The organism is Burkholderia sp. BE12, assembly GCF_002959955.1.
Lineage (GTDB): Bacteria > Pseudomonadota > Gammaproteobacteria > Burkholderiales > Burkholderiaceae > Burkholderia.
In genome coordinates this window covers 21,237-48,134 of the sequence record NZ_PREY01000020.1, presented here as the reverse complement: position 1 = coordinate 48,134, position 26,898 = coordinate 21,237, and the positions used below count along the sequence as shown (strand labels likewise).

27 protein-coding genes are annotated in these 26,898 nt (G+C 68.9%); 16 read left to right on the top strand and 11 right to left on the bottom strand.

Going from position 1 to position 26,898, the window contains the following annotated elements; genetic code table 11:
• The first annotated feature begins 32 nt into the window (after positions 1-32).
• The 5 genes from C4B30_RS22255 to C4B30_RS22235 all read left to right on the top strand — a co-directional run bounded on the left by C4B30_RS22255 (position 33) and on the right by C4B30_RS22235 (position 4,195).
• Positions 33-1,226, top strand: a complete 1,194-nt coding sequence (locus C4B30_RS22255) for an acyl-CoA dehydrogenase family protein (protein ID WP_105133000.1) — start codon at positions 33-35, stop codon at positions 1,224-1,226.
• 102 nt (positions 1,227-1,328) lie between these two features.
• Complete coding sequence (locus tag C4B30_RS22250; RefSeq protein WP_006490490.1) at positions 1,329-1,706, top strand: hypothetical protein; 378 nt, start codon at positions 1,329-1,331, stop codon at positions 1,704-1,706.
• Between the two features lie 8 nt (positions 1,707-1,714).
• Entirely contained in the window at positions 1,715-2,236 is a 522-nt protein-coding gene (locus C4B30_RS22245; protein WP_105133054.1) for a nuclear transport factor 2 family protein, read from the top strand.
• A gap of 31 nt (positions 2,237-2,267) precedes the next feature.
• The gene (locus C4B30_RS22240; RefSeq protein ID WP_105132999.1) at positions 2,268-3,392 is read left to right on the top strand and encodes an amidase; all 1,125 of its coding nucleotides are present in this window, start codon (positions 2,268-2,270) and stop codon (positions 3,390-3,392) included.
• Between the two features lie 59 nt (positions 3,393-3,451).
• Positions 3,452-4,195, top strand: a complete 744-nt coding sequence (locus C4B30_RS22235) for an SDR family NAD(P)-dependent oxidoreductase (protein ID WP_105133053.1) — start codon at positions 3,452-3,454, stop codon at positions 4,193-4,195.
• 12 nt (positions 4,196-4,207) lie between these two features.
• On the opposite strand, the gene C4B30_RS22230 is transcribed toward C4B30_RS22235, so the two are convergent.
• Complete coding sequence (locus C4B30_RS22230; RefSeq protein WP_105132998.1) at positions 4,208-4,840, bottom strand: response regulator transcription factor; 633 nt, start codon at positions 4,838-4,840, stop codon at positions 4,208-4,210.
• A gap of 354 nt (positions 4,841-5,194) precedes the next feature.
• On the opposite strand from C4B30_RS22230, the gene hpaC reads away from it, so the two are divergent.
• Positions 5,195-5,740 (top strand): 4-hydroxyphenylacetate 3-monooxygenase, reductase component, encoded by a 546-nt coding sequence (hpaC, locus tag C4B30_RS22225; RefSeq protein ID WP_105132997.1) that lies wholly within the window; start codon positions 5,195-5,197, stop codon positions 5,738-5,740.
• A gap of 11 nt (positions 5,741-5,751) precedes the next feature.
• Here hpaC and C4B30_RS22220 read toward each other — a convergent pair whose 3' ends face one another.
• Complete coding sequence (locus C4B30_RS22220) at positions 5,752-7,002, bottom strand: YbfB/YjiJ family MFS transporter (protein ID WP_105132996.1); 1,251 nt, start codon at positions 7,000-7,002, stop codon at positions 5,752-5,754.
• 473 nt (positions 7,003-7,475) lie between these two features.
• Between C4B30_RS22220 and C4B30_RS36090 the strand changes: the two genes are divergently transcribed.
• Positions 7,476-7,598, top strand: a complete 123-nt coding sequence (locus C4B30_RS36090) for a hypothetical protein (protein WP_006479692.1) — start codon at positions 7,476-7,478, stop codon at positions 7,596-7,598.
• Between the two features lie 58 nt (positions 7,599-7,656).
• Complete coding sequence (locus C4B30_RS22215) at positions 7,657-8,610, top strand: leucyl aminopeptidase (aminopeptidase T) (RefSeq protein WP_027782319.1); 954 nt, start codon at positions 7,657-7,659, stop codon at positions 8,608-8,610.
• Positions 8,611-8,626: 16 nt separating this feature from the next.
• Here C4B30_RS22215 and C4B30_RS22210 read toward each other — a convergent pair whose 3' ends face one another.
• Positions 8,627-9,136 (bottom strand): GNAT family N-acetyltransferase, encoded by a 510-nt coding sequence (locus tag C4B30_RS22210; RefSeq protein WP_105132995.1) that lies wholly within the window; start codon positions 9,134-9,136, stop codon positions 8,627-8,629.
• A 392-nt stretch (positions 9,137-9,528) separates the two neighbouring features.
• Here C4B30_RS22210 and C4B30_RS22205 point away from each other — a divergent pair, with 392 nt between their 5' ends.
• Both C4B30_RS22205 and C4B30_RS22200 read left to right on the top strand, forming a co-directional pair.
• Positions 9,529-9,861: a type II toxin-antitoxin system RelE/ParE family toxin gene (locus C4B30_RS22205; protein ID WP_027782317.1), complete on the top strand. Its 333-nt coding sequence runs from the start codon at positions 9,529-9,531 to the stop codon at positions 9,859-9,861.
• Positions 9,858-10,187: a helix-turn-helix domain-containing transcriptional regulator gene (locus C4B30_RS22200; RefSeq protein WP_006479699.1), complete on the top strand. Its 330-nt coding sequence runs from the start codon at positions 9,858-9,860 to the stop codon at positions 10,185-10,187. Before C4B30_RS22205 ends, C4B30_RS22200 begins: the two co-directional genes overlap by 4 nt.
• A 24-nt stretch (positions 10,188-10,211) precedes the next feature.
• Here the strand turns inward: C4B30_RS22200 and C4B30_RS22195 are convergent, their stop codons facing one another.
• Together C4B30_RS22195 and C4B30_RS22190 are read right to left on the bottom strand one after the other, a co-directional pair.
• A complete protein-coding gene (locus tag C4B30_RS22195; RefSeq protein ID WP_105132994.1) occupies positions 10,212-12,230 on the bottom strand; it encodes a VTT domain-containing protein in 2,019 nt (672 codons plus the stop codon).
• A gap of 108 nt (positions 12,231-12,338) precedes the next feature.
• Positions 12,339-12,791, bottom strand: coding sequence for a hypothetical protein (locus C4B30_RS22190; RefSeq protein ID WP_105132993.1), 453 nt, complete (start codon positions 12,789-12,791; stop codon positions 12,339-12,341).
• 326 nt (positions 12,792-13,117) lie between these two features.
• Between C4B30_RS22190 and C4B30_RS22180 the strand changes: the two genes are divergently transcribed.
• Together C4B30_RS22180 and C4B30_RS22175 are read left to right on the top strand one after the other, a co-directional pair.
• A complete protein-coding gene (locus C4B30_RS22180) occupies positions 13,118-13,765 on the top strand; it encodes a response regulator (RefSeq protein ID WP_027782313.1) in 648 nt (215 codons plus the stop codon).
• Positions 13,762-15,564 carry a sensor histidine kinase gene (locus C4B30_RS22175; RefSeq protein ID WP_105132992.1) on the top strand — a complete coding sequence of 601 codons (1,803 nt, stop codon included), beginning with the start codon at positions 13,762-13,764 and terminating at the stop codon, positions 15,562-15,564. The genes C4B30_RS22180 and C4B30_RS22175 overlap by 4 nt, the downstream gene beginning before the upstream one ends.
• Before the next feature lie 48 nt (positions 15,565-15,612).
• Here C4B30_RS22175 and C4B30_RS22170 read toward each other — a convergent pair whose 3' ends face one another.
• The 4 genes from C4B30_RS22170 to C4B30_RS22155 all read right to left on the bottom strand — a co-directional run bounded on the left by C4B30_RS22170 (position 15,613) and on the right by C4B30_RS22155 (position 18,735).
• Positions 15,613-15,912: a type II toxin-antitoxin system RelE/ParE family toxin gene (locus tag C4B30_RS22170; RefSeq protein ID WP_105132991.1), complete on the bottom strand. Its 300-nt coding sequence runs from the start codon at positions 15,910-15,912 to the stop codon at positions 15,613-15,615.
• The gene (locus tag C4B30_RS22165) at positions 15,909-16,184 is read right to left on the bottom strand and encodes a YlcI/YnfO family protein (RefSeq protein ID WP_027782310.1); all 276 of its coding nucleotides are present in this window, start codon (positions 16,182-16,184) and stop codon (positions 15,909-15,911) included. The genes C4B30_RS22170 and C4B30_RS22165 overlap by 4 nt, the downstream gene beginning before the upstream one ends.
• A gap of 114 nt (positions 16,185-16,298) precedes the next feature.
• Positions 16,299-17,609, bottom strand: coding sequence for an MFS transporter (locus C4B30_RS22160; RefSeq protein ID WP_027782309.1), 1,311 nt, complete (start codon positions 17,607-17,609; stop codon positions 16,299-16,301).
• Positions 17,610-17,718: 109 nt separating this feature from the next.
• Complete coding sequence (locus tag C4B30_RS22155) at positions 17,719-18,735, bottom strand: ABC transporter substrate-binding protein (RefSeq protein WP_105132990.1); 1,017 nt, start codon at positions 18,733-18,735, stop codon at positions 17,719-17,721.
• Between the two features lie 236 nt (positions 18,736-18,971).
• Here C4B30_RS22155 and C4B30_RS22150 point away from each other — a divergent pair, with 236 nt between their 5' ends.
• Complete coding sequence (locus C4B30_RS22150; protein ID WP_105132989.1) at positions 18,972-19,637, top strand: response regulator transcription factor; 666 nt, start codon at positions 18,972-18,974, stop codon at positions 19,635-19,637.
• On the top strand, positions 19,624-21,063 hold the full coding sequence (locus tag C4B30_RS22145; protein WP_105132988.1) for a sensor histidine kinase: 1,440 nt from the start codon (positions 19,624-19,626) through the stop codon (positions 21,061-21,063). The genes C4B30_RS22150 and C4B30_RS22145 overlap by 14 nt, the downstream gene beginning before the upstream one ends.
• Before the next feature lie 31 nt (positions 21,064-21,094).
• Here the strand turns inward: C4B30_RS22145 and C4B30_RS22140 are convergent, their stop codons facing one another.
• Positions 21,095-21,526: an Lrp/AsnC family transcriptional regulator gene (locus C4B30_RS22140; RefSeq protein WP_006479718.1), complete on the bottom strand. Its 432-nt coding sequence runs from the start codon at positions 21,524-21,526 to the stop codon at positions 21,095-21,097.
• Positions 21,527-21,820: 294 nt separating this feature from the next.
• Here C4B30_RS22140 and C4B30_RS22135 point away from each other — a divergent pair, with 294 nt between their 5' ends.
• Positions 21,821-22,900 carry an ornithine cyclodeaminase gene (locus C4B30_RS22135; RefSeq protein ID WP_105132987.1) on the top strand — a complete coding sequence of 360 codons (1,080 nt, stop codon included), beginning with the start codon at positions 21,821-21,823 and terminating at the stop codon, positions 22,898-22,900.
• Between the two features lie 59 nt (positions 22,901-22,959).
• The gene (gene ctlX / locus C4B30_RS22130; RefSeq protein ID WP_234015453.1) at positions 22,960-23,961 is read left to right on the top strand and encodes a citrulline utilization hydrolase CtlX; all 1,002 of its coding nucleotides are present in this window, start codon (positions 22,960-22,962) and stop codon (positions 23,959-23,961) included.
• A gap of 132 nt (positions 23,962-24,093) precedes the next feature.
• Here the strand turns inward: ctlX and C4B30_RS22125 are convergent, their stop codons facing one another.
• Positions 24,094-26,895, bottom strand: coding sequence for an Hsp70 family protein (locus C4B30_RS22125; RefSeq protein WP_105132986.1), 2,802 nt, complete (start codon positions 26,893-26,895; stop codon positions 24,094-24,096).
• Positions 26,896-26,898 lie beyond the last annotated feature (3 nt).

The window sequence follows — 26,898 nt, the reverse complement described above, 5'->3', positions numbered from 1 at the left end:
CACCGACATCGCCCCATCCCCAGGAGACTTTCATGCCGCAAGCCGCCCTCGCCATCGAATCCGCGCCGACCTCGCCGCCCGCGGCAAGTCCCGCGGCCGGGCAGTTGTCGCCGCTCGACGCGGTGATCGAAACCGTCGCCGCGCGCCGCGAGGAATTCGACCGGCTGTCGCACGTGCCGCGCGACGTCGTCGTCCTGTTCAAGCAGGCCGGCATCTATCGCGCGGGCACGCCGCGCCGCTTCGGCGGCGACGCGCTCGCACCGAGCGCGTTCCTCGACATGATCGAACGGATCGCGACCGCCGACGGCTCGGCCGCGTGGGTCGCGAGCTTCGGCTCCGCGAACGTCTACCTCGCCGCGCTGCCGCTCGAGACCCAGGCCGAGCTGTACGCGAGCGGCCCCGATCAGGTGTTCGCGGGCGGCCTGTTCCCGGTGCAGCCCGCGCTGGCCGCGCCCGGCGGCTGGCGCGTGAACGGCACGTGGAAATTCGCGAGCGGCTGCAAGGGCGCCGACTGGCTCGGCGTCGGCATCGCCGTGCCGGGCGCGCAGGACGCCGCACCGAACAAGCCGCGCACGGCGGTGTTCCGCGCCGCCGACGTCGAGATCGTCGAGAACTGGAGCGTGGTCGGCATGCAGGGCACCGGCAGCCACGACCTGCGCGTGAACGACCGCTTCGTGCCCGAGGCGTGGACCTTCGTGCGCGGCGGCGAGCCCACCGTCGACGAGCCGCTGTACCGCTACCCGACCGTCGCGTATGCGGCGCAGGTGCTGGCCGTCGTCAATCTCGGCCTCGCACGCGCGGCGCTCGACGTCGTGAACCGCATGTCCGGCGGCCGCCAGACGACGACCGGCGCGCCGCGTCTCGCCGATCGCGCGTATTTCCGTATCGAGCTCGCGAAGGCCGAGGCGCAACTGCGCTCGGCGCGCGCGTTCTTCTACGATGCGACCGACTCGGTCTGGCAATCGATCCTCGCGGGCAATCCGGTGACGCCCGACCAGGTCAGCCTGCTGCGGCTCGCGGCCACGCAGATCGCCCGCGAAGGCGCGAGCGTCGTCGAGCGCGCGTACCGCCTCGGCGGCACGGCGGCGATCTATCGCACGCATCCGCTGCAGCGGCTGCTGCGCGATGCGATGGTCGTCACGCAGCACGCGTTTCTCGCCGAAGGCAACTTCGACGGCGCCGGTGCGGTTTTTACCGGCGTCACGCCGTTTCCCGGCTATCTGTAACCTGCATCGACCGACACTGTTGACGAACGCGCATGAAGCCAGATCCGACGCACCGTCGCCGGCCGGTTCATGCGCCAGACCGATTCCTCTGGAGAACCCGATATGTCCGATTCGAATCCGCTGCCGCTGCGCGTCCTGTTCTGCTGCGGCGTGTCGCAGAATTTCTTCGACCTGCCGCGCGAGCAGATCGGCGAAGTGTGGCAGGCGTACGGCGCGATGCTCGCGGCCGTCGAAGCGATGCCCGGCGTGCGCGTGCTCGGCGTGATGGACGACGACCGCCTCGTGGTCGGCCAGGCCGACGGCGCGCCGTGGACCTTCTACATCATGGCCGACGTCGCCGATTTCGACACGACGGTCGCCGTGTGCAACCTGTACCGCACGACGCCCGTCGGCGAATACAACCTGTGGCGCTACGGCAAGATCGAGGCACGCGTGGGCCGCGCGCTGACCGTGCCGCCGGCCGCGAAGCCCGCGGCATGAGGCGCGCGATGACCGATATGTCACCTGCTGCGATCGATGCGCTCGCGCAGCGCGTCGCGGCGCTCGACGCCGAGCGCGCGGTGCGTGCGACGCTCACGCGCTACATGGCGCTGTGCGACGTACCCGAAGAGGCCGGCGCCGGCCCGTCGCTGGCCGACCTGTTCACGGCCGATGCCGTGTGGGAAGGCATCGGCCCGCAATACGCCCGGAAGTTCGGCCGCCTCGAAGGCACCGCCGCGATCGTCGCGATGCTCGGCCGCTATCTGCCGCCCGATCCGCATTTCTCGGCGAACCTGCACTTCCTGACGTCGGAGTCGATCGAGATCGGCGCCGGCCACGCAAGCGCGCGCGGCCGCTGGATCATGCTGCAGGCGTCGCGCTACGCGGACGGCTCGGCCGAACTGATCGCCGCGCGGCTGACCGTCGATTTCGCGCCGGCCGCCAACGGCTCCGCGTGGCTGATCCGCCATTTCCGCACCGAACGCGTGCTCGACGGCCCGTGGCCGCTCGCCGCCGCGCCACGGTCCTGATGTTTCCCGCTGCTTTCGCACGATACCGACCATGACAGGCTTCATCGACACCTTCACGCTCGGCGGCCCCGGCCCGACGATCGCGATCAAGGACACGATCGACATCGCGGGCCATCCGACCCGCGCGGCCAGCCGCGCGCTCGCCGATGCGCCGCCGGCAATCCGACACGCGGACGTGGTCCGCCTGCTGCTCGACGCCGGCTGGCAGATCGCCGGCAAGGCGAACATGCACGAGCTCGCGTTCGGCATGACCGGCATCAACGACTACACGGGTACGCCAGTCAATCCGCAGGACGCCGCGCGCATTCCGGGCGGCTCGTCGAGCGGCTCCGCGTCGCTCGTCGGGCTCGGCGCCGTCGACGCGGCGCTCGGCACCGATACCGGCGGCTCGATTCGCGGGCCGGCCGCATGCTGCGGCGTGGCCGGGCTGAAACCGACGTTCGGCCGCGTGTCGCGGCGCGGCGTCGCGCCCGTCGACACGACGCTCGATTGCGTCGGGCCGTTCGCCCGCGAGATTCGCACGCTCGTCGCGGCGATGGCCGCGATCGCGCCCGACTTCGACCGTGCGCAAGCGGCCGCTAGCGCAGCCGGCTGCACGGTCGCGCAACTCGCCGTCGAAGCCGATCCGGCGATCGCCGCCGCGCTCGACGCGGCCGTCCGCGCGTCGGGCCTGCGTTCGCACACGATCATGCTCGATGCAATGCCGGCCGCGTTCGCGGCGGGGCTCACCGTGATCAACGCGGAAACCTCGCGCGCGTTCGGCCATCTGATCGAAACGGGCCGGCTCGGCGCCGATCTCGACGCGCGACTGCGCACGGCCGCGACGACGACCCCGGCCGCGCTCGCGGAAGCCGAAGCCGTGCGCGCACGCTTCACCGCGCAGGTCGATGCCGCGCTCGAACACGCGGACGTGCTGGTGCTGCCGACGCTGCCCGCATTGCCGATCACGCTGCAGCAGGCGCGCGACGGCGTATCGGTCATCGCGATGTCGTCGCTGATCCGGCCGTTCAACCTCAGCGGCCATCCGGCGCTCAGCCTGCCGCTGCCGCTCGCCGGTTCGCCGCTGAAGGCCGGCTTGCAAATCGTCGGGCGCAAGGGCGCGGACGAACGGGTCTGCGCGATCGCGGCACACTTCGAAGCGGCACTGGCCGCATGAACCACGATGCGGGCGCCGCTTTCACCGGCGTGCGCCCGCGAACCACGGAACTCCACACCATGTCAGACCGAGTCGTCCTCGTCACCGGCGCCGCGCGCGGGCTTGGCGCCGTCATCGCCGAACGCTTCCATGCGGCCGGCTATCGCGTCGCGCTGGCCGACATCGCCGCCGACGCCATTCACGCGCATGCGCGCGAACTCGACCCGAGCGGCGAGCGCGCGATCGCGTTGCCGCTCGACGTCACGTCGAAACGCGATTTCGAAGCGGCGCGCGATGCGCTCGTCGCGCGCTGGGGCATGATCGACGTGCTCGTCAACAACGCGGGCGCATCGAAGGTCGTGCCGGCGATGGACATCACGGCCGAGCAGTTCGACCAGGTGATCGACGTGAACCTGCGCAGCGTGCTGTTCGGCTGCCAGGTGTTCGGCCAGTACTTCGCGCAGCGCGGCGCGGGCCGCATCGTCAATATCGCGTCGCTCGCCGGGCAGAACGGTGGCTCGGCGACGGGCGCGCACTATGCGGCCGCGAAAGGCGGCACGCTGACATTGACCAAGGTATTCGCACGCGATCTCGCCGCGCGGGGCGTCACCGTCAACGCGATCTCGCCGGGGCCGCTCGATCTGCCGATCGTGTACGAAAGCGTCGCGCCCGACAAACTGCGTCAGGTGCTCGCGAGCCTGCCGGGCGGCAAGCTCGGGTCGGCCGGTTTCGTCGCGGATGCCGCCGTGCTGCTCGCGTCGGGCGACGCGCATTTCGCGAACGGCGCATGCTGGGACATCAACGGCGGGCTGTACATGCGCTGAATGCGCCGAGCCTCATCGCGACGACTCCCCGTCGTCGCCCCACACCACCATCACGTCGCGCACCAGCGCGGCGATCGACGTCGCGCCGAGCTTCTCCTTGATGCTCGCGCGATGCACGTCGACGGTCTTCACGCTGATCGACAGATCCGACGCGATCTGCTTGCTGCCCTTGCCGTCCACGACGCCGCGCAGCACTTCCTTCTCGCGCGCGGTCAGCGCATCGAGTCGCTGGCGCAGCACGCGGTGGCGCTGGCTCACCGCGTGCCGCTGCTGCGCGAGCCGCAGCGCACGCTGCACGCGCTCGAGCATCTGCTGCGAGTTGTACGGCTTCTCGACGAAATCGATCGCGCCGTTCTGCAGCGCGCGCACCGACATCGGAATGTCGCCGTGCCCGCTGACGAAGATCACCGGCAGCGTCGCGCCGCGCGCATTCAGTTCGGCCTGCACGTCGAAGCCGCTTTTCTCCGGCATGCGCACGTCGAGCACGAGGCAGGCGGGCAGGTTCACGTCGAAGCGTGCGAGAAAGTCGGCGGCGTTCGCGAATCCCTCGGACGCGATGCCGACCGATTCGAGCAGCCACGCGAGCGACGTCCGCATGCCGCTGTCGTCGTCGACGATGTATACGATCGGTGCGGGTGACGTCATCGCGGGTGTCTCGCTGAATATCGGTATCGGTATCGCACGCGCCGCGCGTGAAGCCGATTGCCGGCTTGTTGCGCGCGTCGTTCGCTGGGGATGTGCGGCACATCATAACGAGCCGAAAACCCGCTGAACACCCCTTCACGTGCCGCACGAACGCGCAATCCCGGTTTTTTTCGCGCGCGGCGACGCGCATCTAGGTAGAACCTTTAGACGCGTTGGCAGGAACGCCATCCCGATCGTCAATCGTGCGAATGGTCGGCCGCATTTTCGCGACGTACGCTTGGGTCATCGTCGGCGATCCGGCGCTGCGCTCGCCGCGCTGCAGCGTTCGCCGTTTTCGTCCAATCAGGAGCGCCCATGTCTTCCACGACCGATATCCAGCGACCGGCGCGCGTCGAACCGACCGACGCGCAGAAGGCCTTCCGCCAGGCGATGGCCCACCTCGGCGCGGCCGTCAACGTGATCACCACCGCCGGGCCGCACGGCCGCTGCGGGATCACCGCGAGCGCCGTGTGCTCCGTCACCGATGCGCCGCCGACGCTGCTCGTGTGCCTGAACCGGTCGAGCGCGATGCACGCGGCCTTCGAGCGCAACCGCCAGGTGTGCATCAACGTGCTGCCGGCCGAGCACGAGCTGCTCGCGCGACACTTCGCGGGACTCACCGACCTGCCGATGGAACAGCGTTTCCAGTTGCCCGTGTGGGATCGCGGCGAACAGGACGTGCCGGTGCTGCGCGATGCGCTCGCGAGCCTGCAGGGCACGATCGCGGAGATGAAGGAAGTCGGCTCGCATTCGGTGATGTTCATCGAGGCGACGTCGATTCGCGTGCGCGACGACGGCGACAGCCTCATCTACTTCAGCCGCGCGTTTCATCGCGTGTCGCGCACCGCATGTGTGCGGTGACGGGCCCTTGACTACGCGGACGTGCGCAGCGCGCGCTGCCCGGCCGCGAATGCAGCGCCCGCGAACAGCGTCAGCGCGGAATACACGAGCCCGCGCGCGAGCCCCGCACTGTCCGACACCCAGCCGATCGCGACCGGCCCCGCGATCTGCCCGAACGCGAAGACCGTCGTGAATGCGCTGATGCCCTTCGCCCAACCGTTCGGCGGCAGGTTGTGCCGCACGAAGGCCGTCGTCGACGCGACCGCCGACAGGAACGTCGCGCCGAACAGCAGACCCGAGGCGAATGCGGCGGCCGGATGCACGAACAGCGCGGGCATCAGCGTCGCGACGCCGAGCAGCGCGTTGAGCACGGCGAGCGCCTGACCGCCGCGCATCCGGTCGAGCAGCCCCGACCACAGCCGCGCCGACACCACGGTCGCGATCCCGAGCATCACATAGAACGCGGCGACCACCGTGCCGCTCATCCCCGCCCCGCGCAGCAGCGCGACGATGAACGTCATGTAGCCGATGTAGCCGACGCCGAACAGGCCGTAGCCGGCCAGCGCGAGTGCGAAGCGAGCCGGGCTCGCGGTCGCCGCCGGGCTCGCGCCGCCGGCCTGTGCGACCGGCGCCGCATGCACGCGCTCGATGCGACGCGCGGCCGACACGGCCGCCGCCGAGAACAGCACGCACGCCGCTGCAAGCGCGAGCCACGCCGGCTGCCAGCCGTGCACGCGCGGCACGAGCGTGGCCGGCACGAGCAGCGACGACGCGACGATGCCCCATCCGGTGCCGCCGTAGTAAAGACCGAGCAGCAGCCCCGCATCGCGCGGCGACGCGGACGCGAGCCGCGCGGCCAACACGCCGCCGCTGATGAAGATCAACGCGCTGCCGACACCCGTCGCCAACCGCTGCGCCAGCAACGCGTGCATGTCCGCCGTGAACCCGCCCACGGCCATCAGCACGGCGGTCAGCACACAGCCGGCCGCGAGCAGCGTGCCCGCGCGCCAGCGCCGCGACAACAGCGGGAATGCGAGCGCGCCGATCAGGTAGCCGGCCGCGTTCGCCGTGTTCAGCGCGCCGGCCTGCGCGAAGGTCCAGCCGAGATCGGCCTTCATCGGCGGCAGCAGCAGCGCATACGAAAAGCGTGCGAGGCCGAGCGCGATCGCGCTGCCGAGCGACAGGCAGATCGCGAGCCGCCACGCGGCCATGCGGCCGGGATCGGTTGCGCCGGCGTCCGGCCGCGAGCGGCCGGCACGCTCCGGTTGCGGCACTGCGCGCATCGGGGTGTCTCCATCGTTGTCATGCCACCAGGGTGGCCGCGCATACGGCCGCAGCCACCGCGCAGGATCGTCAGATGGTGCCAGAAAACCGTGCGCACCGCCGCACGGGGGCCGGCGCGCATTGGCCGGCCGCCATCGCCTTTCGTGAATCACGCGATCCGAAATAATCCCGTCAATTACATGTCCAATTCAAAAAAATCGCCGGAATCGTTTAATCGGCCTGAATCCCGATTATTGAAAAATCACGTCCGTCCCGTTATTCGATTTATTGACCATTTCCGGCATTCGCTGGGAAAAGCCCGTGTTTAGCACGCTTCCGCTAAAAACCTTGCAACGCATTGCATTCGCAAATTCGTCAGACTAATATCGACGCCACTTGTCCGGTATTCACAAAATGCCGAACGAGAAGCGGCATGATTTTTTTTGCCGCACTTTCATGTTGAATCACTCATGTTCATCACAGGAGAATTGACATGCAGGAAACCCAGCAAATCGAATTGCTTGACTGGATGCAGGAAGACACACACCCCGAGGCCGTCGACATGATGGTCGAGGACGCCGTGGTGCCGTTCGGCACGGCGCTCTGGCCGGTCTGAGCGGGCCACCCGTTCTCGCGGAAGGGCTGCGGCCCTTCCGCCGCTTCCGGAGATACGCATGCTGAACCTCCACCGCGCGCTCGGCTTTCACCCGGCGCTGCGCGACAAGCTGGCACGCGGCGAATCGGGAAAACTGCTGGTCGGCTATGACACCCGCAACCGCGACATCGCGTTGCGCGCCTTTTCCGCCCTGCCCGATTCGCTCGCCGCGACCACCCTCTGCCTCGAAAGCACCCCGCCCGCCGACATTGCCGCCGCGCTCGGCGACGCCGACCTGTTCGTGCTGCTGTACGACTCGTCGTGCCTGCCGACGCCGTCGCCGAGCGGGCCGCCGTTCCTCGCCGCCATCCGCCCCGCGATCGTCGAGCACTGGAGCAAGTCGGTTTTATTCAAGGATTACGGCCCGCATCTCGACGAGGCGTTCGCCGAATCGCTCGACGACATCGCCGCGCGCAACGGCCGGCTGATCGAGGCCGCCGCACGCGCGTCGCAGATCCGCTTCATCGACGAAGCCGGCAACGCGCTGACGGGGTCGCTCGCGCCGGACCAGAAATGGACGAGCGTGGACGGCATGGGCAACCTCGACGTCGTGCCCGGCGAGATCGCGACGCACGTGACCGACCTCAACGGCTCGGTCGTGTTCAGCGGCACGTTTCTCGGCACCGTGCCGTTCGCGATCAAGTACAAGGTGGCCGAGCGGCTCGCGACGCTGCATGTCGAACGCAGCACGATCGTCGATTTCGACACCGACGATGCGGGCTTCCGGCGCGATTTCTCGACCTATCTCGACCGGCACGCGAATCACCGGCGAATAGAGGAATTCGGCATCGGCACGAACCTCGGCATTCGCGGCCTGTACGGCCGCAACGCGGGGTTCGAGGAACGCCATCCGGGCCTGCATCTGGGGCTTGGCGGCGGCGAAAACGGCAGCCACCATCTCGACCTGATCTTCGCGCGCGGCACGCTCGCGCTCGACGAACGGATCGTGTTCGACGGCGCGTTCGCCGTCTGACGCGGCGGCGGGTTGCTCAGGCTTCGGCGGCCGCCGCGTCGCCGAGCCACTTGAACATCACGAAGCAGTCGACGAAGCCGAGCCGCGCGTGACGGTATGCGCGCGGCAACCGGCCGACGATTTCGAATCCCAGCTTCTGCCACAGCGCGACCGCGACATCGTTCGTCGCGACGACCGAATTGAACTGCATCGCGAGGAAGCCTCGCTCGCGCGCCACCTGCTGCGAGTGCTCGCACATCAGGCGCGCGACGCCGCGTCCGCGCGCGGCCTCGCTCACCATGTAGCCGCAGTTGCTCACGTGCTTGCCGGGGCCGCCCGCGTTCGCTTTCAGGTAATACGAGCCGAGCACCACGCCGTCCTCCTCGGCGATCCACGTGCAGAGCGGCGCGTCGAGCCACAACGCGCGTGCCGCTTCCGGCGTCGGTTCGGGATCGAATGCGTAGGTTTCCTGAGCAGCGACGATGGCGCGGTAGGTCGGCCAGAAGCGCGCGAAATCGTCCTCGGTCATCGGGCGGATCGTGATCATGCGGGAGGCTCTCGTCAAGGTGATGTAGGCAGGCAAGACAGGCAGACGAGCGATCGTACCGCGATTCATCGCGGGTCGCCTTCTCGCCGTGCAGCGCTGCGATACGCGCCCGCGGCGTGTCGTACCGGCGTTTGAACGCCTGCGAGAAACTGGATGGATCGCTGAAGCCGGGGAGTGCCCCCGGGCGCGTCTCCCGCCATCACGCCATCGATACCAGCCGTTCGGCCGAATCGTCATGCGCCATACCGGATGAAAGAATGACCGTCGTCCGGGAAGCCGGCTTCACGCCCTGACATCCCGAGCCATGAAGACGCCGCATGCGCGGCGGCCGCAAATCCATTGCGACGCGAACCGCCTCGTTCCATTTACTTTTTTGTAGCTTATAAGTTACAATGCTCTCCAAGTTCGAACTGCTTCGCTATCAACGCGACGATGGTCGCGAGCCTTTCACCGAATGGCTGAACGCCGTGCGTGACAAGCTCGCGCAGGCACGAATCCGCGAGCGCCTGCGCCGCGTGCAGACCGGCAATTTCGGCGATTGCGAGCCGGTCGGCGAAGGTGTGATCGAACTGCGCGTCCATGTCGGCGCCGGCTACCGCGTGTACTTCGGCCGGCACGGGGGCGCCTTGGTGCTGCTGCTGTCGGGCGGCGACAAGGCCAGTCAGTCCGACGACATCAGGCGCGCCAAGGAACACTGGTCGAACTGGAAACGGAGGCAAATGTGAACAAGCTCAAAGGCGCGGTATCGCACCACGACGCGGAAGTCGCCGAACTCGGTGCCGACCGCGAACTCGCGGTCGCCTATCTGCGCGTCGCGATGGAATCGCTCGACGATCCGGACAACCGCGCGGCCGGCCTGCTCGCGCTGCGCACGGTCGCGGAAGCCTACGGTGGGCTCGGCGCCGTCGCGGCCGAAGCCGGCATCAGCCGCGAATCGCTGTATCGCACGCTGTCCCCGAACGGCAACCCGACGCTGAAAACCCTGCTCGCGGTGCTCAAGACGGTCGGCCTGCGCCTGTCCGTCGTTCCCGCACAGCCATCGCACGCGTAAAGGGCGCACGTCCCGCCTGCCCCCTCACGGCGTGACCATCCAAACCAGCAGCATCGCCTCCGGCGCGGCCGTCGTCCCCGCCGGCGGATGCGCGATCGTCGGCTCGACCGCCAACGCATGCGCAATCGCCGCCGCATCGTCGATCGTCGTCGTATGCACGATCGTCATCAGCCGCGCCGGCCGGTGCAGCGTTTCGCGGTACAGCGCGCCGTACCACAGTGGCCGCGTGCCGAGCGCATCCTGCAACACGTACGGATAACGCCACAACCGCAGCACGAAGCGGCTTTCCGGGTGGGCCGGATCGACGCGGACGAACACGCGCCGCGTGCTTTCGCCATGCGTGTAGCGCGGCAGCACGGGCAGCGTGTCGACGGGCGCCTGCGGCAGCAGCCAGCGCAGCGCGGTAGCCGGCGACCACGGTGTCGCGCGTTGCCAGCCGGCCTGCGCGAGATGACGGACGAGCGTGTCCGACGTCGCGCTCCATTGCAGCGGCAGATATTCCTCGCGGTCGCCGCCGATCTCGGTGCGCCGCGTCGGCACGCGCTGCCACCCGCCGCGCAGCCACTGGTCGACGGTCATCGCGACCACATCGCCGACGTGCGGACGCGCCGCGCGATCGAGTTGCCATTGCGCGGGAACCGTCCATACGCCGGCCGTCGCGAGCACGACGACGACCGCGACGAGCGCGCCTCTCGACTGCACATGCTCGCGTACGTGCCAGTACGCATAGGCGCCGGCGAGCAACGCGAACCACGCGAGCCCGAGGCTCCATCCGCCCAGCAGCCCCGACAACCAGGTATCGCCGACGTACAGCCGCGCAAAACCGCCGAGCACGATCCACAGCACGACCGCTGTCACGACCGGAATGCGCCACAGCGCGGGCCGGTCGCGCGTGAGCACCCAGCCGAGGCCGCTGCTCGCGAGGATCGCGAAGGCGGCGTCGGCATCGGGCAGCGGCACGTGCGGCGCGCCGGGCGGCAGGCTCGCAGGTGTCGCGCCGGACACGCCCGCGCCGAACACCGGCACCAGCACGACGGCGACGCCGACCGTCGCGAGCCACCATGCAGCCGTCAGCCAGCAGCGATGGATCAGCAGCCAGACGAGAAACGCGGCCGCGACGATCAGGCCCGTGTCGTGTCCGTGCAGCACGGCGAGCGCGCTCATCGCGGCGTCGACGGGCGGCGTGCGCAGGTTCTGCAGGAACGCGTACAGCGCGATGTCCGCATGCATCAGCGGATCGTTCGCGACGACGTCCTGCACGATCCCCGCGAACAGCCACACGCAGCCGATGAACAACAGCGCGAGCACGGGCACCGCGCCCGGCAACCCGCGCAGGTACGCGATCCCGTCGTGCAGCCGCGCACCGAACCGCGGCCAGCGGCGCGCGCATGCATGCACGGTTTCGGCGAGCGCGCGGCACAGCAGCGGCCAGCCTCGCCGCAGCGCGACGCGCACGCCGATCCACACGAGCGCGACCAGCGCGGCCACGACCAGCAGGATCGCGGCGACCCGCACGCTGATCGCCGCGGCCAGCGCGGCCGACGCGCCGAACAGGATGCCGGGCGCGACGTGGACAGGCGCCCATACGAGCGCCGAGATCACGTTGACCGGATAGAACGACCGGCGCGGCAGCGTCGCGCAGCCGACGACGACCGGCACGACCGCACGCACCGGCGCGAGAAAGCGCGCGAGCACGATGCTCTTCATGCCGTGACGCAGCACGAATTCCTCGCCGCGCGCGTAGGCGCTTCCATAGCCCAAGCGCGTCCATGCGTTGCGGATCATCCCGCGGTAACGTCGCCCGACTTCGTAGCTGATCCCGTCGCCGATCACCGCGCCGACGGCCGCGACGCCGATCGTCGCCCATGCGTCGAGCGCGCCCGCACCGATCAACGCACCGGCCGCGAACATCACGGCGCCGGCCGGCACGATCGTGCCGATCAGCGCGATCGCCTCGGCGCAGGCGGCCGCGAACACGATCGCCAGCACGAGCAGCGGATGCGCGCCGATCGCGCCGATCCATGCGTGGATCGTGTCGCTCATCGCATATGCCCGAACGGTGCGGCCCGGTGTACGAGCAACGAGCCGGCGGGGGAATTGGATACGTTCATCGCGACATGAGCACGCTCGCGCCGGTGTCGGGGTCAGGGATCAATCGAACTCGTGTTGCCGTGCGTCGGCCTCGAGCGGCGCGTCGTGGTAGCCGACCGTGGCAACCTCGTGCAGATAGCGCGCAAGAAACGCGCCGATCGAGCCGGCGGCTTCGTATTGATGCACATGCCGGAATTCGTGCGTCAGCAGGCGGCGTGTGTCCTGCCCGCGCAGCACGTACACCGCGTGCCCGAGCGTGAGGCCGATCGTGCCGGGCGACAGCAGCCCCGTGTCGCGGGCGATCGCGGCAAGCGTCGGCGTGTCGGGAAACGGCATGCGGTCGACCGCCACCACGCGGATCCGCTCCGGTTGCGCAACGCCCACCGTGCGCGCGTCGTCGGCTTGGGCCAGCATCAGCGGCGCGCCCTGCGCGAGCCCACGCGCCGCCTCCGCTTCGGCCCAGGCGACGGCGGCGGGCAGCGCGGACTGCAGGATATCGGCCAGGTCGATCATTGCAGGGCTCCTCGGTTCGCTCAGGTCGCATCGGGCACCAGTTTAGTCCCGAATCGGACCGGTTCGCGGGGTGACTCCGACGATGCCGCGCGGGCCCGTGTCGGCTGCCACGGCCACCCGGGAATACCCTGATTCGCATGACCCGCGCACGGTACGCATTCCAGGGAATTATTTCGTTTCAGTGCACATTCCGCGACCAGCCATCCCGAAAATTTCGCGAACGCGTACCGTTTTCGGGTTCGGAGGCATATATTGATCAGAAGAACGGCCGCTGCGACAACTCCGACGGCAACACGCGGCGTCATCCCGAAGAGGATCGCTGGAAGATGATCAGGGTAATTCTGGCTGACGATCACGCAGTCATGCGGGACGGACTGCGTCACATCCTGGAGAGGGCCGGCGGTTTCGAGATCGTCGGCGAGGCGAGCGACGGCGCGGGCACGCTGGCGCTGGCGGAGCGTGCCGCCGCCGACGTGCTGCTGCTCGACCTGTCGATGCCCGCGCCGACCGGCATCGAGCTGATCCGGCTGGTCAAGCGCCATGTGCCGTCGCTGCGCACGCTGGTGCTGACGATGCACGCGGAAACCCAGTACGCGGCACGCGCGTTCAAGGCCGGCGCCACCGGTTACCTGACGAAGGACAGTGCGACCGCCGAGCTCGTCGCGGCCGTCGGCAAGGTGGCGGCGGGCGGCATCTACGTGAGCCCGTCCGCGGCCGAAAGCCTCGCTCATACGCTGCGCGCGCCGGCTCAGGCGCTGCCGCACGAGCGACTGTCCGCGCGCGAGCTCGACGTGATGCGCCGCATCGTCACGGGCCAGACCGTCACGCGGATCGCGTCCGACCTCGCGCTGAGCGCGAAGACGGTCAGCACGTACAAGACGCGGATCCTCGAGAAGATGGGGCTGCCGCACGAAGCCGCACTGGTCCGCTACGCGGTGCGCCACGATCTCGACTTCGGCGCCGACGACGCATGACGGCCGCCTTCCGCTTCCCGCCCGCGCCGCCGCAGGACGACGACGATCCGGACACGTCGCGCCTGTTCATGTCGTCGCTGCCGCCGGGCCGGCGCGAGCAGCGGCTCGCGTTCGCGACGGTGCTCGTATCGGCCGTGATCTTCGCCGCGCTCGCGCCGTTCGCGGCCATGCCGCTCGCGCCGGGCTGGGCGTTCATTCCCGTGTACCAGTCGGCGATCGTCGTCAACGACATGGTGACGGCCGGCCTGCTGCTCGGCCAGTACGCGATCCTGCGCGAAAAGCCGCTGCTCGTGCTGGCGGGCGGCTACCTGTTCACGGCGTTCATGGCCGGCACGCACATGCTGACCTTCCCCGGCCTGTTCGCGCCGACCGGCCTGCTCGGCGCCGGCGAACAGACCACCGCGTGGCTGTACCTGTTCTGGCATGGCGGTTTTCCGCTGTCGGTCGCCGCGTACGCGCTGCTGCGCGCGATGTCGCGCGGGCGCCCGGCCGCGGCCTCGGCCCCGCGGCGGCGCGCGGCGATTCCGGTCGTCCTCTGCATCGCGGCGGCGGTCGGCGCGACGGTCGCGCTCGCGCTGCTCGCGACCGCCGGCCACGACCTGCTGCCGCGCATCATGAGCGGCAACCGGATGACCGCGACGATGACGAACGCGATCACGGTCGTCTGGGGGCTGAACCTCGTCGCGCTGATGCTGATGTGGCGGCAGCGGCGCCGTCATTCGGTGCTCGATCTGTGGGTGATGACGGTGCTCGTCGCGTGGCTGTTCGACATCGCGCTGTCGTCGATGCTGAATCACGGTCGCTTCGATCTCGGCTTCTATGCGGGGCGCGCGTACGGTCTCGTCGCGTCGGGCGTCGTGCTGTTCGCGATGCTGTTCGAGAACGGCCGGCTGCATGCGCAAACGGTGCGCGCGCTGGCCGGCGCGCGCTACCAGCATCTGCTCGTCGTGCAGAAAAGCGCGCAGTTGAACGATATGAACGAACGGCTCGAACAGCGCGTCGCCGCGCGCACCGCGCAACTGAGCGCGTCGAACCGCGACCTGCGGCGCGAAGTCGAGGAGCGCGTGCGCGCGGAACGGGCGCTGCAGGCGTCGCGCGAGGAACTGCGCGAGATCGCCGCGATCAGCGCCAGCGCGCGCGAAGCCGAGCAGCGCCGCATCGCGCGCGAACTGCACGACGAACTGGCGCAGACGCTCGCGACGCTGAAGAACGATCTCGAATGGCTGATCGACCGCGTACCGCAGGACGACGCGTCGCTCGCGCGCAAGATCGCGGCGATGCATGCGCTTGCGCGCGGCGCGGTGGCCGCGACGCGCCGCATCGCGTCGGACCTGCGCCCGCTGATGCTCGACGATCTCGGCTTCGCGGCGGCGATGCAATGGCTCGTGGCGGATTTCCCGCACCGTCACGGGATTGCCTGTTCGCTGCACGTCGAGCCGCCCGAACTGCAACTCGACGAGCCGTATGCGACGGCCGTGTTCCGCATCGCGCAGGAAGCGCTCGCGAACGTCGCCCGGCACGCGGCCGCGTCGCACGCGAGCGTCGAACTCGTGTACGGCAGCGAAGCGATCGCGCTGACTATTCGCGACGACGGCGCGGGATTCGATCCCGGTGTGCCGCGCAAGTCGAGCTCGTTCGGGCTGGTGGGGTTGCGGGAGCGCGCGTATCTCGTCGGCGGCACGTTGCAGATCACGACGATGCTGGGCGAGGGCACGACGGTCGAGGTGGACATTCCGCTGCCGCACGCGCCTGTGGCGCTCGCGCATGGCGGGGCTGGGGTTTCGCGCGCGGATGACTGACCGATTGCGGAGACATCGGCGGACGCGGGCCGCCGTATCGACGGCCGCTCAATGGTAATCGTCTTCCCGTTGATGCCGCACGGCAAGAATCGTGACTTGCTCCGCGGCTTCGACTTCGAACAGGAGAACATAGCCTGACGAGCCGAAAGACACGATCAGTTCGCGTAGAAACGGATTGCCATCGTCGAGCTTGCGGCACGTGAACGGAAACATTCGAAGCATGGCCACACCTTGCTCGGTTGCCTCTGCAGCCCGCGCCGCCACGTCAACATCACGCTCGAGCAGGTATCGATACAGTCGCATCAGGTCTTCACGCGCTGCCCGCGTATATCGGACCCGGTAGATCAATCAGCCGCCTTCGCCGCGCGCGCGACTTTCAGCATGCCCTCGAGTTCGGCCTGCACGTCCGCGGCTTCGACGTATTCACCGGTACGACGCGCCTCGTCGCGCGACGCCAGACCACGGGCCACAAACTCGCGCTGCAGGCGCCGTCGCGCAATGCCATCGCGCAACGCCGACTCCATGAACGCGGACAGCGTCTCGTTTTCCGCCAGTACCGATTCCGCCTCTTCACGCAGCTTGGGATCGACCCGCAGTGCGGGCATCGTGGCTGTTTTCATCGCAATCTCCATGCATTACATATGTAATGCATGGTAGCACACCGGCATGATCGCGGGCAGTCGGCCATTTGGCATAGCCGACGCATCAAACAGAGGGTCAGGCTTGCATTCCTCTCATGCCCGCGCCGCCACCATCCCCCGCTCCGAGCGCGTCCATGCGACCAGCGCGCCGATCCCGAGCAGCGTGAGGCACACGATCGGCACGATCATCGGCCCGAACGCAGTGCCCGTCGCCTTGCCCGCGAACGGCATCAGGTTCTGGCTGAAGAAGCCGCCGAGGTTGCCGATCGAGTTGATCGCCGCGACGCTCGCGGCTGCCCGCGCGCCGGTGAAATAGCGCGGCGGCATCGACCAGAAGCACGGATACAGCAGCGGAATGCACGCGCCGCCGAGCACGAGCGCGATGAAGCGCAGCGGCGTCGACGGCAGCACGAGGCTCAGCAGGAAACCGAGCGCCCCGAGCGCCGCGACGATCGCGATCGTGCGCAGGATGCTCTTCGCCCGACGCAGCTTCGCCGGCAGCCACACCAGCAACACCACGGCGAGCGCCCACGGCAGCATGCTCAGGAACCCGTTCGTCGTGCTCGACACGCCGAACGATTTCACGAGCGTCGGCAGCCAGTACGTGACGCCGTACAGCGACGTCGACATCAGCATGTAGGTCGCCGCGAACAGCATCACGCGCGGATCGAGCAGCGCCTTCCACGGCTGACCGTGCTCGGCCTGCGCCGGCTTCTCGCGCTCCAGCGCGGCCGCGACGATCTGCTTCTCGCGCTCGTCGAGGAACGGCGCCTCGCGGAACGAAGCCGGCAGCACGCGAAACACGACGATCGCGACGATCACCGCCGGAATACCCGTCGCGACGAACACCCACTGCCAGCCCGCCAGCCCCCACACGCCGTTCAGACTCAGCAGCACGCCGCCGACCAGCGAGCCGAGCATGTTCGCAAGCGCGCTGCCGAGCGTGAAGATGCCGAGCACCTTCGCGCGGTAGCTCTGCGGAAACCACAGCGTCAGGTAATAGATCACGCCCGGATAGAAGCCGGCCTCGGCGATGCCGAGCAGGAAGCGCAGCGAGCAGAACGCGGGCATCGACGTCGTGAAGCCCATCAGCACCGTGATGAGCCCCCACGTCAGCATGATCCGCGCGAGCCATACGCGTGCGCCGTAGCGATGCAGCGCGAGCGTGCTCGGCACCTCGAACAGCAGGTAGCCGATGAAGAACAGCGACGACGCGAGCCCGAACGCGGCTTCCGTCATGCCGAGGCTGTGCACCATCTGCAGTTTCGCGAAACCGACGTTCTGCCGGTCGATGAACGCGATCAGGAACATCACGACGAGGATGGGCAGCAGGCGCCGCGCCATCTTCGACATGATGCGCTGTTCTTCGGCGGACGCGGGGTCCAGGGTGTCGGTAGCGTTCACTTCAGGCTCCTTGGGTGAATCGGTTGCGTGTCGGTTGGATCGGCGCCGCGCGTGACGAACGCGCGGGCACGGGGTGTTTCGATGAATGGGGCACGGCGGCCGGCGGCGCTCAACCCGACCGGTAGTCGTCGAGCATCGGCGCGAACATCTCGTGCCACGCGCGCGGCTTCGCCTTGATCGTGCCGGCCAGGTACAGGAATTCGACGTAGTCCATCAGCTGGTTCGGCAGCACCGAGAAGCGCGTATCGGGCGCGGCGAGCATCCGCATCACGTCGTCGTGCGACACGCCGACGCCCGACGACGCCGCGTAGAGCGCGGCCGCCGCGCGCGGGTCCTGCACGATCAGGCGGTTCGCTTCGTCGAGCGCGCCGAGAAACGCGACGGCCAGCGCAGGCTCCGCATCGACGAGCCGCTTCGGCGCGAACACGACGTCGAGCGTCAGCGGGCCCAGCACGTCGACCGAACTCACCACGCGATGAATGCCCGGCTGCCGCAATTCGAGCGTCGAGAACGGCGGCGACGTGAAATGCGCGGTCACGCCGTTCTCGCGGCGGATCAGCGCCTGCATCGCCTGCGGATGCGGCAGGTTCACGGTGATCGAATCGAGCTGCGCGAAATGCCTGGCGCCGAGCTGCCGGCTCGCGACCATCTGCAGCACGACCGCCGACAGCGACGTGCGGATGCCCGGCACCGCGATCCGGTCGGACGGCGTGAAGTCGCGCAGCGACACGAGGCCGGGACGGTTCGCGTTCAGCGACAGCGACGTGGTCGACAGCCCGCTGATGCCGATCACCTCGACGTTCGGAATGCCGCGCGCCCGCGCCCACAGTTCGATGAAACCCGGCGCGCCGGCGCCCGCGAAATCGAGCGTGCCGGCCATCATCGCGTCGTTGACGGAATTGCCGCCGTCGAGCAGCACCCATTCGACCGCGACGTCGCGCACGCCGTGGCGCGCCGCATGCCGCTCGAACAGCCGCTGCTTCTCCATGACGAGCAGCGGCAGGTACAGCACGCCATAGCCTTTCGAGATCCGCACCGTGCGCGGCTTCGCGCGCACCAGCGCCGGCGCGGCGAGCATGCCGAGCCCGGCGGCGATCAGTGCGCGGCGGCGCGGCGACGTCGTCATGCGCGTGCTGCCGTGCGGCGGACGACCGACGGCCCCGCGCAGGCCGGCGTGACGCCGCGGCGCGCGTTCGTCGTGCCCGTGACATGCTGCATGTTGCCGTCTCCTTGAATATTTCTGGTATTAATGCCGCCTTGCGTACTGCTTCCGGCTCGACACAGGTTATCGACCGAGTCTGAGAAAATGCTGACATCCCGGCCCCGGGGAAACCCCTAATCCACCTACCTGCGAACGGCACCATGCGCATTCTCGTCGTGGAGGACGATGCCGAAATCGGCGCGGCGATCCGCAGCCGTCTGGCCCGGCTCGGCCACGCCGTCGATCTCGAAACCGACGGCGCGACCGCGAACGGGCTGCTGCGCGTCGAGCGCTTCGATCTCGTCGTGCTCGATGCGAACCTGCCCGGCATGGACGGCTTCACCGTCCTGCGCAATCTGCGCGCGTCGGGCAGCACGACGCCCGTGCTGCTCGTCACCGCCCGCTCGGCGATCGACGACCGCGTGAGCGGCCTCGGCCTCGGCGCGGACGACTACCTCGTGAAGCCGTTCGACTATCGCGAACTCGACGCGCGCGTGCAAGCGCTCCTGCGCCGCAACAGCGGCCACGCGAACGACGTGCTGACGCTCGGCGGCCTCGTGATCGACCGCAGCAGCCGCCTCGCGGAACTCGACGGTCAGCCGCTGTCGCTGTCGCGCCAGGAGTTCGCGCTGCTCGAAATCCTCGCGAGCCGCCCGCAGCGCATCTTCTCGAAGGAAGAACTGCTGAACCAGTTGTTCAGCTTCGGCAACGAGCCGACCGCGAACGCGGTCGAGCAATACGTGACGCGCGTGCGCCGGAAGCTGCAGGGCAGCTCGGTCGAGATCCGCACCGCACGCGGGATGGGGTATCAGATTGCGGCGCAATAACTGGTTCCCGAAGACGCTGTTCGGGCGCACGCTGCTGTTCATCGCGCTCGTCGTCGCGACCGGCGCGCTCGCGCTCGCGGCGATCGCGCGCTACTACGCGGGCGTCGCGGCCGAACGTGCATACGACCAGTTGCTGGCGGGCGCATCGATCCAGGTCGCGGAAAACCTCTACGTGCAAGGCGGCGTGCTCGCGCTGAATCCGCCGGTCGCCGCGCTGTCGACGCTGTCGCGCTACGACCTCGTCTACTACAAGGTGGTCGATTCGCGCGGCGTCGTCGTGGCCGGCTACAACGATCTCGCGAGCCCCGCGACGCTCGCCGCCGCGAAGCAGGGGCCCGCGTTCGCGAATGCCGTCTATCAGGGGCACCGCGTCCGCACCGCGACGATCGCGCGCTACATGCCCGAGGAAAGCACGCCGGGCTGGGCGCTCGTGACGGTTGCGCAGACAACCAATGCGCGCCAGCAGCTGACGAACGACATGAGCATCAAGGTGTGGACGCTGATCCTGCTGATGAGCGTGCTCGCGATCGGCGCAAGCGGCCTCGCGATCCGGCGCGGCCTGCGCCCGCTCGCGCAGATCGGCACGATCATCGCCGCGCGCGACCCGGCCGACCTGCGGCCGGTGGCCGTCGATACGCCGAGCGAGATCGACGCGATCATCGGGTCGATCAACGGGCTGATGCGGCGGCTCGCCGAGCGGATCAACGCGATGCAGCGCTTCATCGCCGACGCCGCACACCAGATGCGCACGCCGCTCGCGCGGCTCGACGCGCAGATCGAACTGCTCGACGGCGAATCCGATCCCGCGCGTCACGCGGCGCGGCTCGATGCGCTGCGCGCGACCTGTTCGGACGTCGGCCGGCTCACCGGCCAGTTGCTCAATCATGCGATGGTGATTCATCGCACCGAGGCCGTGCCGCTGCAACCCGTCGACCTCGTCGCGCTCGCGAAAGAGGTCCTGGGCCGTACGATTCCGCTCGCCGGCGAACGCGACGTCGCCGTTGCGTTCGCGAGCGACGCGCCGCTCGCATGGATCGACGGCGATGCGATCAGCCTGCAGGAAGCGCTGTCGAACGTGCTGCACAACGCGCTGCTGCACGGCCATGCGGACGACATCGTCGTGTCGGTCGCGACCATCGGCAACGTGGATCAAGCGGTGACGCTGACCGTCACCGACAACGGGCACGGGATGCCGCGCGAGCACTGGGACGCGGCCTTGCAGCCGTTCGTGCGAATCGCGCCGGACGGCAGCGAGCGGCGCACGGGGTCGGGACTCGGGCTCGCGATCGTGCAGGAAGTGATGAAGGCGCACGGCGGGCGCGTCGGGTTCGCGTTTCCCGATGCGGGCGGGTTCGCGGTGGTGTTGACGTTTCCGCGAGCGGCAGGCACCGCCGCGGAAAACGCGCCATGGACCGTCAGCACCTGAGCGCACGGCGTAATGCAGTTGCCTGCCCGCGTCACGCCTTGTGCGTCGACAACAAAATGCTCGTCTCGGTATTCGCGATCCCGTCGATCAACCGAATCGCGCCGAGCACGCGATCGAAGTGCTCGAGCGAATCGGCATGCAGCTCGGCGACGAGATCCCAGCGCCCGTTCGTGCTGTGGATCGACGCAACGTTCGGATGCCCGCGCAGCACCTTCACCACTTCCGCGCCGCGATTGCCCTGCACCGCGATCGACATCAGCGCGCGGATCCGGTGCCGTTCGGCCGCCGGCTTGAGCCGCACCGTATAGCCGACGATCACGCCGTTTTTCTCGAGCCGCGTGAGCCGGTTCTGCACGGTCGCGCGCGCCACGCGCAATTCCTTCGCCAAGGCGACGACAGGCAGTCGCGCGTTGTCGCGCAGCAGCGCGATGAGCTGACGGTCGACGTCGTCGAGCGTGATCATGAACGGCCTTCCTGTTGAGCGTGAACCGGCCGCCAGCGTGCCGGAGGCAGCCCGTTCCGGCTAGCGCAAATTGATCAGACTGCCGGAATGAGCTGGCAATTTGCAAAGTCTACCGATGAATATGCCACTTTTGCCGTCTTTTTGTTGGCCCGACTCACGGAAATAATGTTTCCATCGACCGGCCGACGTGCCGCGCCGCCGCTTTTTCAGGAAGCCCGGATTCGCGCCGACGCCCCGCCCGGTCGACCAGAACGCCCGGACACCCGTACCGGCACCGAATATGGAGACAGACCGATGACTCGCTTCCTCGACGTTCCCGCCACCGCCCGCCTGATCGCCCAAACCGGCGTCACGACGTTCCTCCGCGAACTCGTCGACACGCTGCACGCCGATTACCTGCAGTGGGCCGATTTCGACAAGTCGCCGCGCGTCGCATGCCACTCGCGCGACGGCGTGATCGAACTGATGCCCGTCGCGAACGCATCGTTGTTCGCATTCAAATACGTGAACGGCCATCCCGTCAATGCGGCGCGCGGCATGCACACGGTGATGGCGTTCGGCGCGCTCGCCGAAGTCGATACCGGCTACCCGCTGCTGCTCGCCGAGCTCACGCTCACCACCGCGCTGCGCACGGCCGCGACGTCGGTGCTCGCCGCGCAGGCACTCGCACGGCCTGATTCGCGCACGATGGCGCTGATCGGCAACGGCGCGCAAAGCGAATTCCAGGCGATCGCGTTCCACTCGCTGCTCGGCATCGACGAAATCCGCGTGTTCGACGTCGATCCGCACGCGACCGACAAGCTCGTGCAAAATCTCGCCGCGTACCCGACGTTGCGCGTCGTGCGGGCGGCATCGACCGCCGACGCCGTGCGCGGCGCCGACATCGTGACGAGCGTCACCGCCGACAAGGCGTACGCGACGATCGTCACGGCCGACATGATCGAGCCCGGCATGCATCTGAACGCCGTCGGCGGCGATTGCCCGGGCAAGACCGAACTCGAGGCGGGCGTGCTGAACGCGGGCCGCGTCTTCGTCGAATTCGAGCCGCAGTCGCGCATCGAGGGCGAGATCCAGCAGATGCCGGCCGACTTCCCCGTCGTCGAGTTGTGGCGCGTGCTGCAGGGCGAGACGACCGGCCGCGAACGCGCGGACGAGGTCACGGTGTTCGACTCGGTCGGCTTCGCACTCGAGGATTACTCGGCGCTGCGCTACCTGTACGCACTCGCGCAGCAGCACAACGCGGGCGTCGAGATCGCCCTGATTCCGCCGGCCGTCGATCCGAAGAACCTGTTCGCGCTGATCGACGACCCCGCCGCGGCCGCCCACGGCCACGCGGCGTTCGTGACCGAAGCCGTCGCCGCGTTCGCGCGCTGACCGTCATGCGCGGGCGGCCCGTGCGCCGCCCGTTTTCCTGCCCTCCGCTTCCGCCCTTCATGAATCTCGTATCGATCCAGGCGCCGTCCGCCGTCGTGATGATCCGGCCGCACCGCTTCCTGCCGAACCCGCAGACCGCCGCCGACAACGCGTTCCAGCGCACGGCCGGCAGCGGCGCGGGCGACACGCCGTCGATGTCGGCCGCCGCGCGCGACGAAGTCACGGCCGCCGCGCGAACGCTCGCCGATGCGGGCGTGCGCGTGCACGTGTTCGACGACCACGGCGAGCGCGACACGCCCGATTCGGTGTTCCCGAACAACTGGTTCTCGACGCACCCGGGCGGCCATATCGCGCTGTATCCGATGCACAGCCCGAACCGCCGCCGCGAGCGGCGTGCGGACGTGATCGAGATGCTGAAGGCCGAGTACCGCGTGCAGGACGTGATCGACTACTCGGGCCTCGAATACGACGACGTGTTCCTGGAAGGCACCGGCGCGATGGTGCTCGACCACGTCGCGCGGATCGCGTATACCGCGCGCTCGCACCGTGCCGATCCGGTCGCGCTCGAACGCTTCTGCACCAACTTCAACTTCGAGCCGATCTGCTTCGACACGGCCGATGCGAACGGAAAGCCGATCTATCATACGAACGTGATGATGAGCGTCGCCACCGAATTCGCGATGGTCGGCCTCGACCTGATCGCCGATAGCCGCCGCCGCGGCGAGATCGCGCAACGTCTGACCGAAACGGGGCGCGCCGTGATCGCGCTCGATCCATCGCAAATCGCGAACTTCGCGGGCAATACGCTGGAATTGTCGGGAAAGGATGGCCGCGTGCTCACGCTGTCGCGGCGCGCGTTCGACTGTCTCACGCGCGAGCAGCGCACCGCGATCGAGCGCTCCGCTCGGCTGCTGCCGCTCGACGTGCCGACGATCGAACTGGCCGGCGGGTCGGTGCGCTGCATGCTCGCGGGGATTCATCTCGCGCGGCGGGCAACCGTGCCGGATGCGATCGCCGTGGCTTCGGCCGCGTCGCCACGCGAGACGACGCCGCAGCGCTGACCGGCAGGCTTGCCAAGCGCAAACGGCTGCCGATGCGATGCGCCGGCAGCCGTTCTCGTATTCGAAGGTGTTGAATCGACAATGCCGCGGAATGCTCCGGTATCCGAACGATACCGGCGCACACCGCCCCTCTCACCCCGCCAGCAGCTTCAACCCCGCAGGCAGCGTTTCGCCGAACACGCGCACCGTATCGGCTTCATCGAACGCGATCGCTTCACGAACCATGTCGATCCACGCCGCCGATGCATTCGCGGCCGACAGGCGCTTGATGACGGCCTCGCGCGTATCGTCCGGCAGGTCGCGTGAGCGGTCGCCCGTCATCCGTGCGATCTGTGCCGCCGCGAACGCAGCGGGCTCGACCTGCTTCCAGTCGAGCGCGAACAGCGCATCGAGCCAGCCGTCGACGATTTGCGCCGGCACGACGCTGTGCGCGCTGCCGTAGAACGGCCGACGCGCGCCGATCCGCCCGAGCGCCCACGCACACAACGCGCGTTCGGCCGGCTTCTGCAATTGCACGATCAGGCGCTCGGCCAGTTCGACCTTGCGCTCGACGGGCAGCCGTTCGAGCGATGCCGACAGCCGTGTCATGTCGGCCGGCCCGACCTTGGCCGGATCGAACGGCAGCTTGCGCCGCTTGTCGTCGGACGGTTCGAGGAATGCGATCGCGTCGCGCACCTGCGTCTGCGCAGCGTCGTCGAGGCCGCCGGCCACGCGCCGCCACAGCGTCCACCACTCGGACCACACCTGGGCGTCGGTCACGTATTGAATGCCGTCGTCGAACAGCGGCCACAGCTGCTCGATACGCCACCCATCGAGTGGATGACCGAAACCCGGACGCAGGCAATACCCGGCAAGGTTCAGCCACGCGCGCTCGTGATCGGCCGAGCGACGCCGCCGCCGCGCCCGTGCGAGCAACGCGTCGAACAGTTCGCGTGCGAGCGCGACGTCCCAGTCTTCGCGTGCGCCGAGTACCTGTTCGAGTTGCGCGCGCAACCGGCGCGTGTCCTTCGGCGTGACGCCCGCGGCCTTGCTGCCGAACGAGCGCTCGATCAGTTCGATCGCCTGGTCGAGACGCGGATGCCGCGCGGGCGCGGCATCGTCGCCGTGAACCGGCGCATCGCCGCGCAACTGGAATTCGAGCCGCCAGCGGCGCGCCGCGTCGTCCGTCGCGATGCAATGCATTTCGAGCGTGCCGACCTCGGTCAGCGACGCGGTGAGCTTCACCGGCGTTTCGCGTGCGTCGCCGGCCGCCTTCGCATCGACGACCGTCGCGATCGGCGGCAACCGCACGAAATCGCCGGCGTCGAGATCGACGAGATCGCCGGGTCGATACCTCGTCTCGGCCACCGTCGACACGAGGTGGAAACGCACCGGCTGCCCGAGTTGCAGCGCGAACGTGCGATCGTCGAGCCGGATCTCGCGGCCCTCTTCCGCGCCGCGCGGCAACAGGCAGACGCCGCGCGCGGCGGAATCGTCCGCGCCGTCGTCGAGCACGAGGAAATAGCTGCGCGCGGAGCCGCCGCCGATGCGCGGCGCATGCCCGGCACGCGCGAGCCCGTAGGCCACCGCGCCGCGCGCGACGGCCACGTCGGGATGCGCGTTGTGCAGCACGTCGAGCGGCGCGCCGCGCCACGCACCGAGCGTCTGAGCGAGACGACCGGCAAGCGCGCCCGCGCGGAACACGCCGCCGTTGAGCAGCAGCGTGTCCGGCAGCGGACCTTCCGCATGACGCTTCAGGAACGCGGCGACGTGGCGCGTGACGGCCGCATCGCTCGCATACGGCAAGCCGAATTCGACGATCGCCGCGCGCGCCCGGCGCGGCAGTTCGCCGGCATCGACCTGCGGAAAGAATCCGTCGACGACGATCTGCTCGACTTCCTGCCGTGTCAGCTCGGCCGAGCGTGCGCCGCCAACGAGCTTGCTGCCCGCGCCGAGCAGCGTGACGGTCACGGATGCCGGCGCGTCGTCGCCGAGGAGCCGCTCTTTCGCCGCGCGGCATCGCTCGACGAGTTGCGACAGGCTCGCGGCCGACAGCCGCGTACCAGGCTCGGTCAGCCGCGTCTCGACCAGGCGCGCGAGCGCAAGGTCCATGTTGTCGCCGCCGAGCATCAGATGGTTGCCGACGCCGACGCGCGTGAAGGTCGGCTCCGCGCCGTCGCCCGGCGAGACGTCCACGAGCGTGAGGTCGGTCGTGCCGCCGCCGACGTCGCAAATCAGCACGCGCCGCGCCGCGGCGAACGTCTCGCGCAACGTGTCGCGCTGGCCGTACAGCCAGTCGTAGAACGCGGCCTGCGGCTCTTCCAGCAATCGCAGCGCCGGCAGCTTCGCGCGTCGCGCGGCCTCGACGGTCAACGCGCGCGCGCCGTCGTCGAACGACGCGGGCACCGTCAGGATCACGTCCTGCTTCGCGAGCGGCGCATCGGGAAAGTGCGCGTCCCACGCGTCGCGCACATGCGCGAGATAGCTCGCGCTCGCATCGACCGGCGACACCTTGTCGACGCCGTCGGCCACGCCCCACGGCAGAATCGCCGCGAGCCGGTCGACCGACGCGTGCGACAGCCAGCTCTTCGCGCTCGTCACGAGCCGGCCCGGCACCTGCGCGCCGAGCGTGCGTGCGTAGCGGCCGATCACGGCCGGCGGCGCGTCGCCCGCGCCGCTGTCACGACCGGCTGACCCGCCGTCGCGACCGCCGCCCGAACGGGCGACCCCGGCGCGCGCGCCAGCCGCTTGCCACGGCAGGCGCAGCGCGTCCGGCGGCAGTTCACCCGCCGCCGGGTGATAGCGCACCGACGGCAACAGCGGCTGCGCGGCCACCGCGCCGGGCCCGACCAGTTGCTCGACGTCGAACACGCGGATCGCGTCGGAACCGGCCTCGACGTATGCGACGACCGTGTTGCTCGTGCCGAGGTCGATGCCGACCGTATAACGCTTCATCGC

Coding starts and splice junctions, on each gene's coding strand:
- C4B30_RS22180 (WP_027782313.1), top strand. CDS start 13,118: ATGATCAGGGTAATTCTGGCTGACGATCACGCAGTCATGCGGGACGGA.
- C4B30_RS22135 (WP_105132987.1), top strand. CDS start 21,821: ATGACTCGCTTCCTCGACGTTCCCGCCACCGCCCGCCTGATCGCCCAA.
- C4B30_RS22240 (WP_105132999.1), top strand. CDS start 2,268: ATGACAGGCTTCATCGACACCTTCACGCTCGGCGGCCCCGGCCCGACG.
- C4B30_RS22190 (WP_105132993.1), bottom strand. CDS start 12,791: ATGATCGACCTGGCCGATATCCTGCAGTCCGCGCTGCCCGCCGCCGTC.
- C4B30_RS22140 (WP_006479718.1), bottom strand. CDS start 21,526: ATGATCACGCTCGACGACGTCGACCGTCAGCTCATCGCGCTGCTGCGC.
- C4B30_RS22245 (WP_105133054.1), top strand. CDS start 1,715: ATGACCGATATGTCACCTGCTGCGATCGATGCGCTCGCGCAGCGCGTC.
- C4B30_RS22175 (WP_105132992.1), top strand. CDS start 13,762: ATGACGGCCGCCTTCCGCTTCCCGCCCGCGCCGCCGCAGGACGACGAC.
- C4B30_RS22230 (WP_105132998.1), bottom strand. CDS start 4,840: ATGACGTCACCCGCACCGATCGTATACATCGTCGACGACGACAGCGGC.
- C4B30_RS22205 (WP_027782317.1), top strand. CDS start 9,529: ATGCTCTCCAAGTTCGAACTGCTTCGCTATCAACGCGACGATGGTCGC.
- C4B30_RS22255 (WP_105133000.1), top strand. CDS start 33: ATGCCGCAAGCCGCCCTCGCCATCGAATCCGCGCCGACCTCGCCGCCC.
- C4B30_RS22165 (WP_027782310.1), bottom strand. CDS start 16,184: ATGAAAACAGCCACGATGCCCGCACTGCGGGTCGATCCCAAGCTGCGT.
- C4B30_RS22195 (WP_105132994.1), bottom strand. CDS start 12,230: ATGAGCGACACGATCCACGCATGGATCGGCGCGATCGGCGCGCATCCG.
- C4B30_RS36090 (WP_006479692.1), top strand. CDS start 7,476: ATGCAGGAAACCCAGCAAATCGAATTGCTTGACTGGATGCAGGAAGAC.
- C4B30_RS22155 (WP_105132990.1), bottom strand. CDS start 18,735: ATGACGACGTCGCCGCGCCGCCGCGCACTGATCGCCGCCGGGCTCGGC.
- C4B30_RS22150 (WP_105132989.1), top strand. CDS start 18,972: ATGCGCATTCTCGTCGTGGAGGACGATGCCGAAATCGGCGCGGCGATC.
- C4B30_RS22125 (WP_105132986.1), bottom strand. CDS start 26,895: ATGAAGCGTTATACGGTCGGCATCGACCTCGGCACGAGCAACACGGTC.
- C4B30_RS22215 (WP_027782319.1), top strand. CDS start 7,657: ATGCTGAACCTCCACCGCGCGCTCGGCTTTCACCCGGCGCTGCGCGAC.
- ctlX (WP_234015453.1), top strand. CDS start 22,960: ATGAATCTCGTATCGATCCAGGCGCCGTCCGCCGTCGTGATGATCCGG.
- C4B30_RS22235 (WP_105133053.1), top strand. CDS start 3,452: ATGTCAGACCGAGTCGTCCTCGTCACCGGCGCCGCGCGCGGGCTTGGC.
- hpaC (WP_105132997.1), top strand. CDS start 5,195: ATGTCTTCCACGACCGATATCCAGCGACCGGCGCGCGTCGAACCGACC.
- C4B30_RS22220 (WP_105132996.1), bottom strand. CDS start 7,002: ATGCGCGCAGTGCCGCAACCGGAGCGTGCCGGCCGCTCGCGGCCGGAC.
- C4B30_RS22250 (WP_006490490.1), top strand. CDS start 1,329: ATGTCCGATTCGAATCCGCTGCCGCTGCGCGTCCTGTTCTGCTGCGGC.
- C4B30_RS22210 (WP_105132995.1), bottom strand. CDS start 9,136: ATGATCACGATCCGCCCGATGACCGAGGACGATTTCGCGCGCTTCTGG.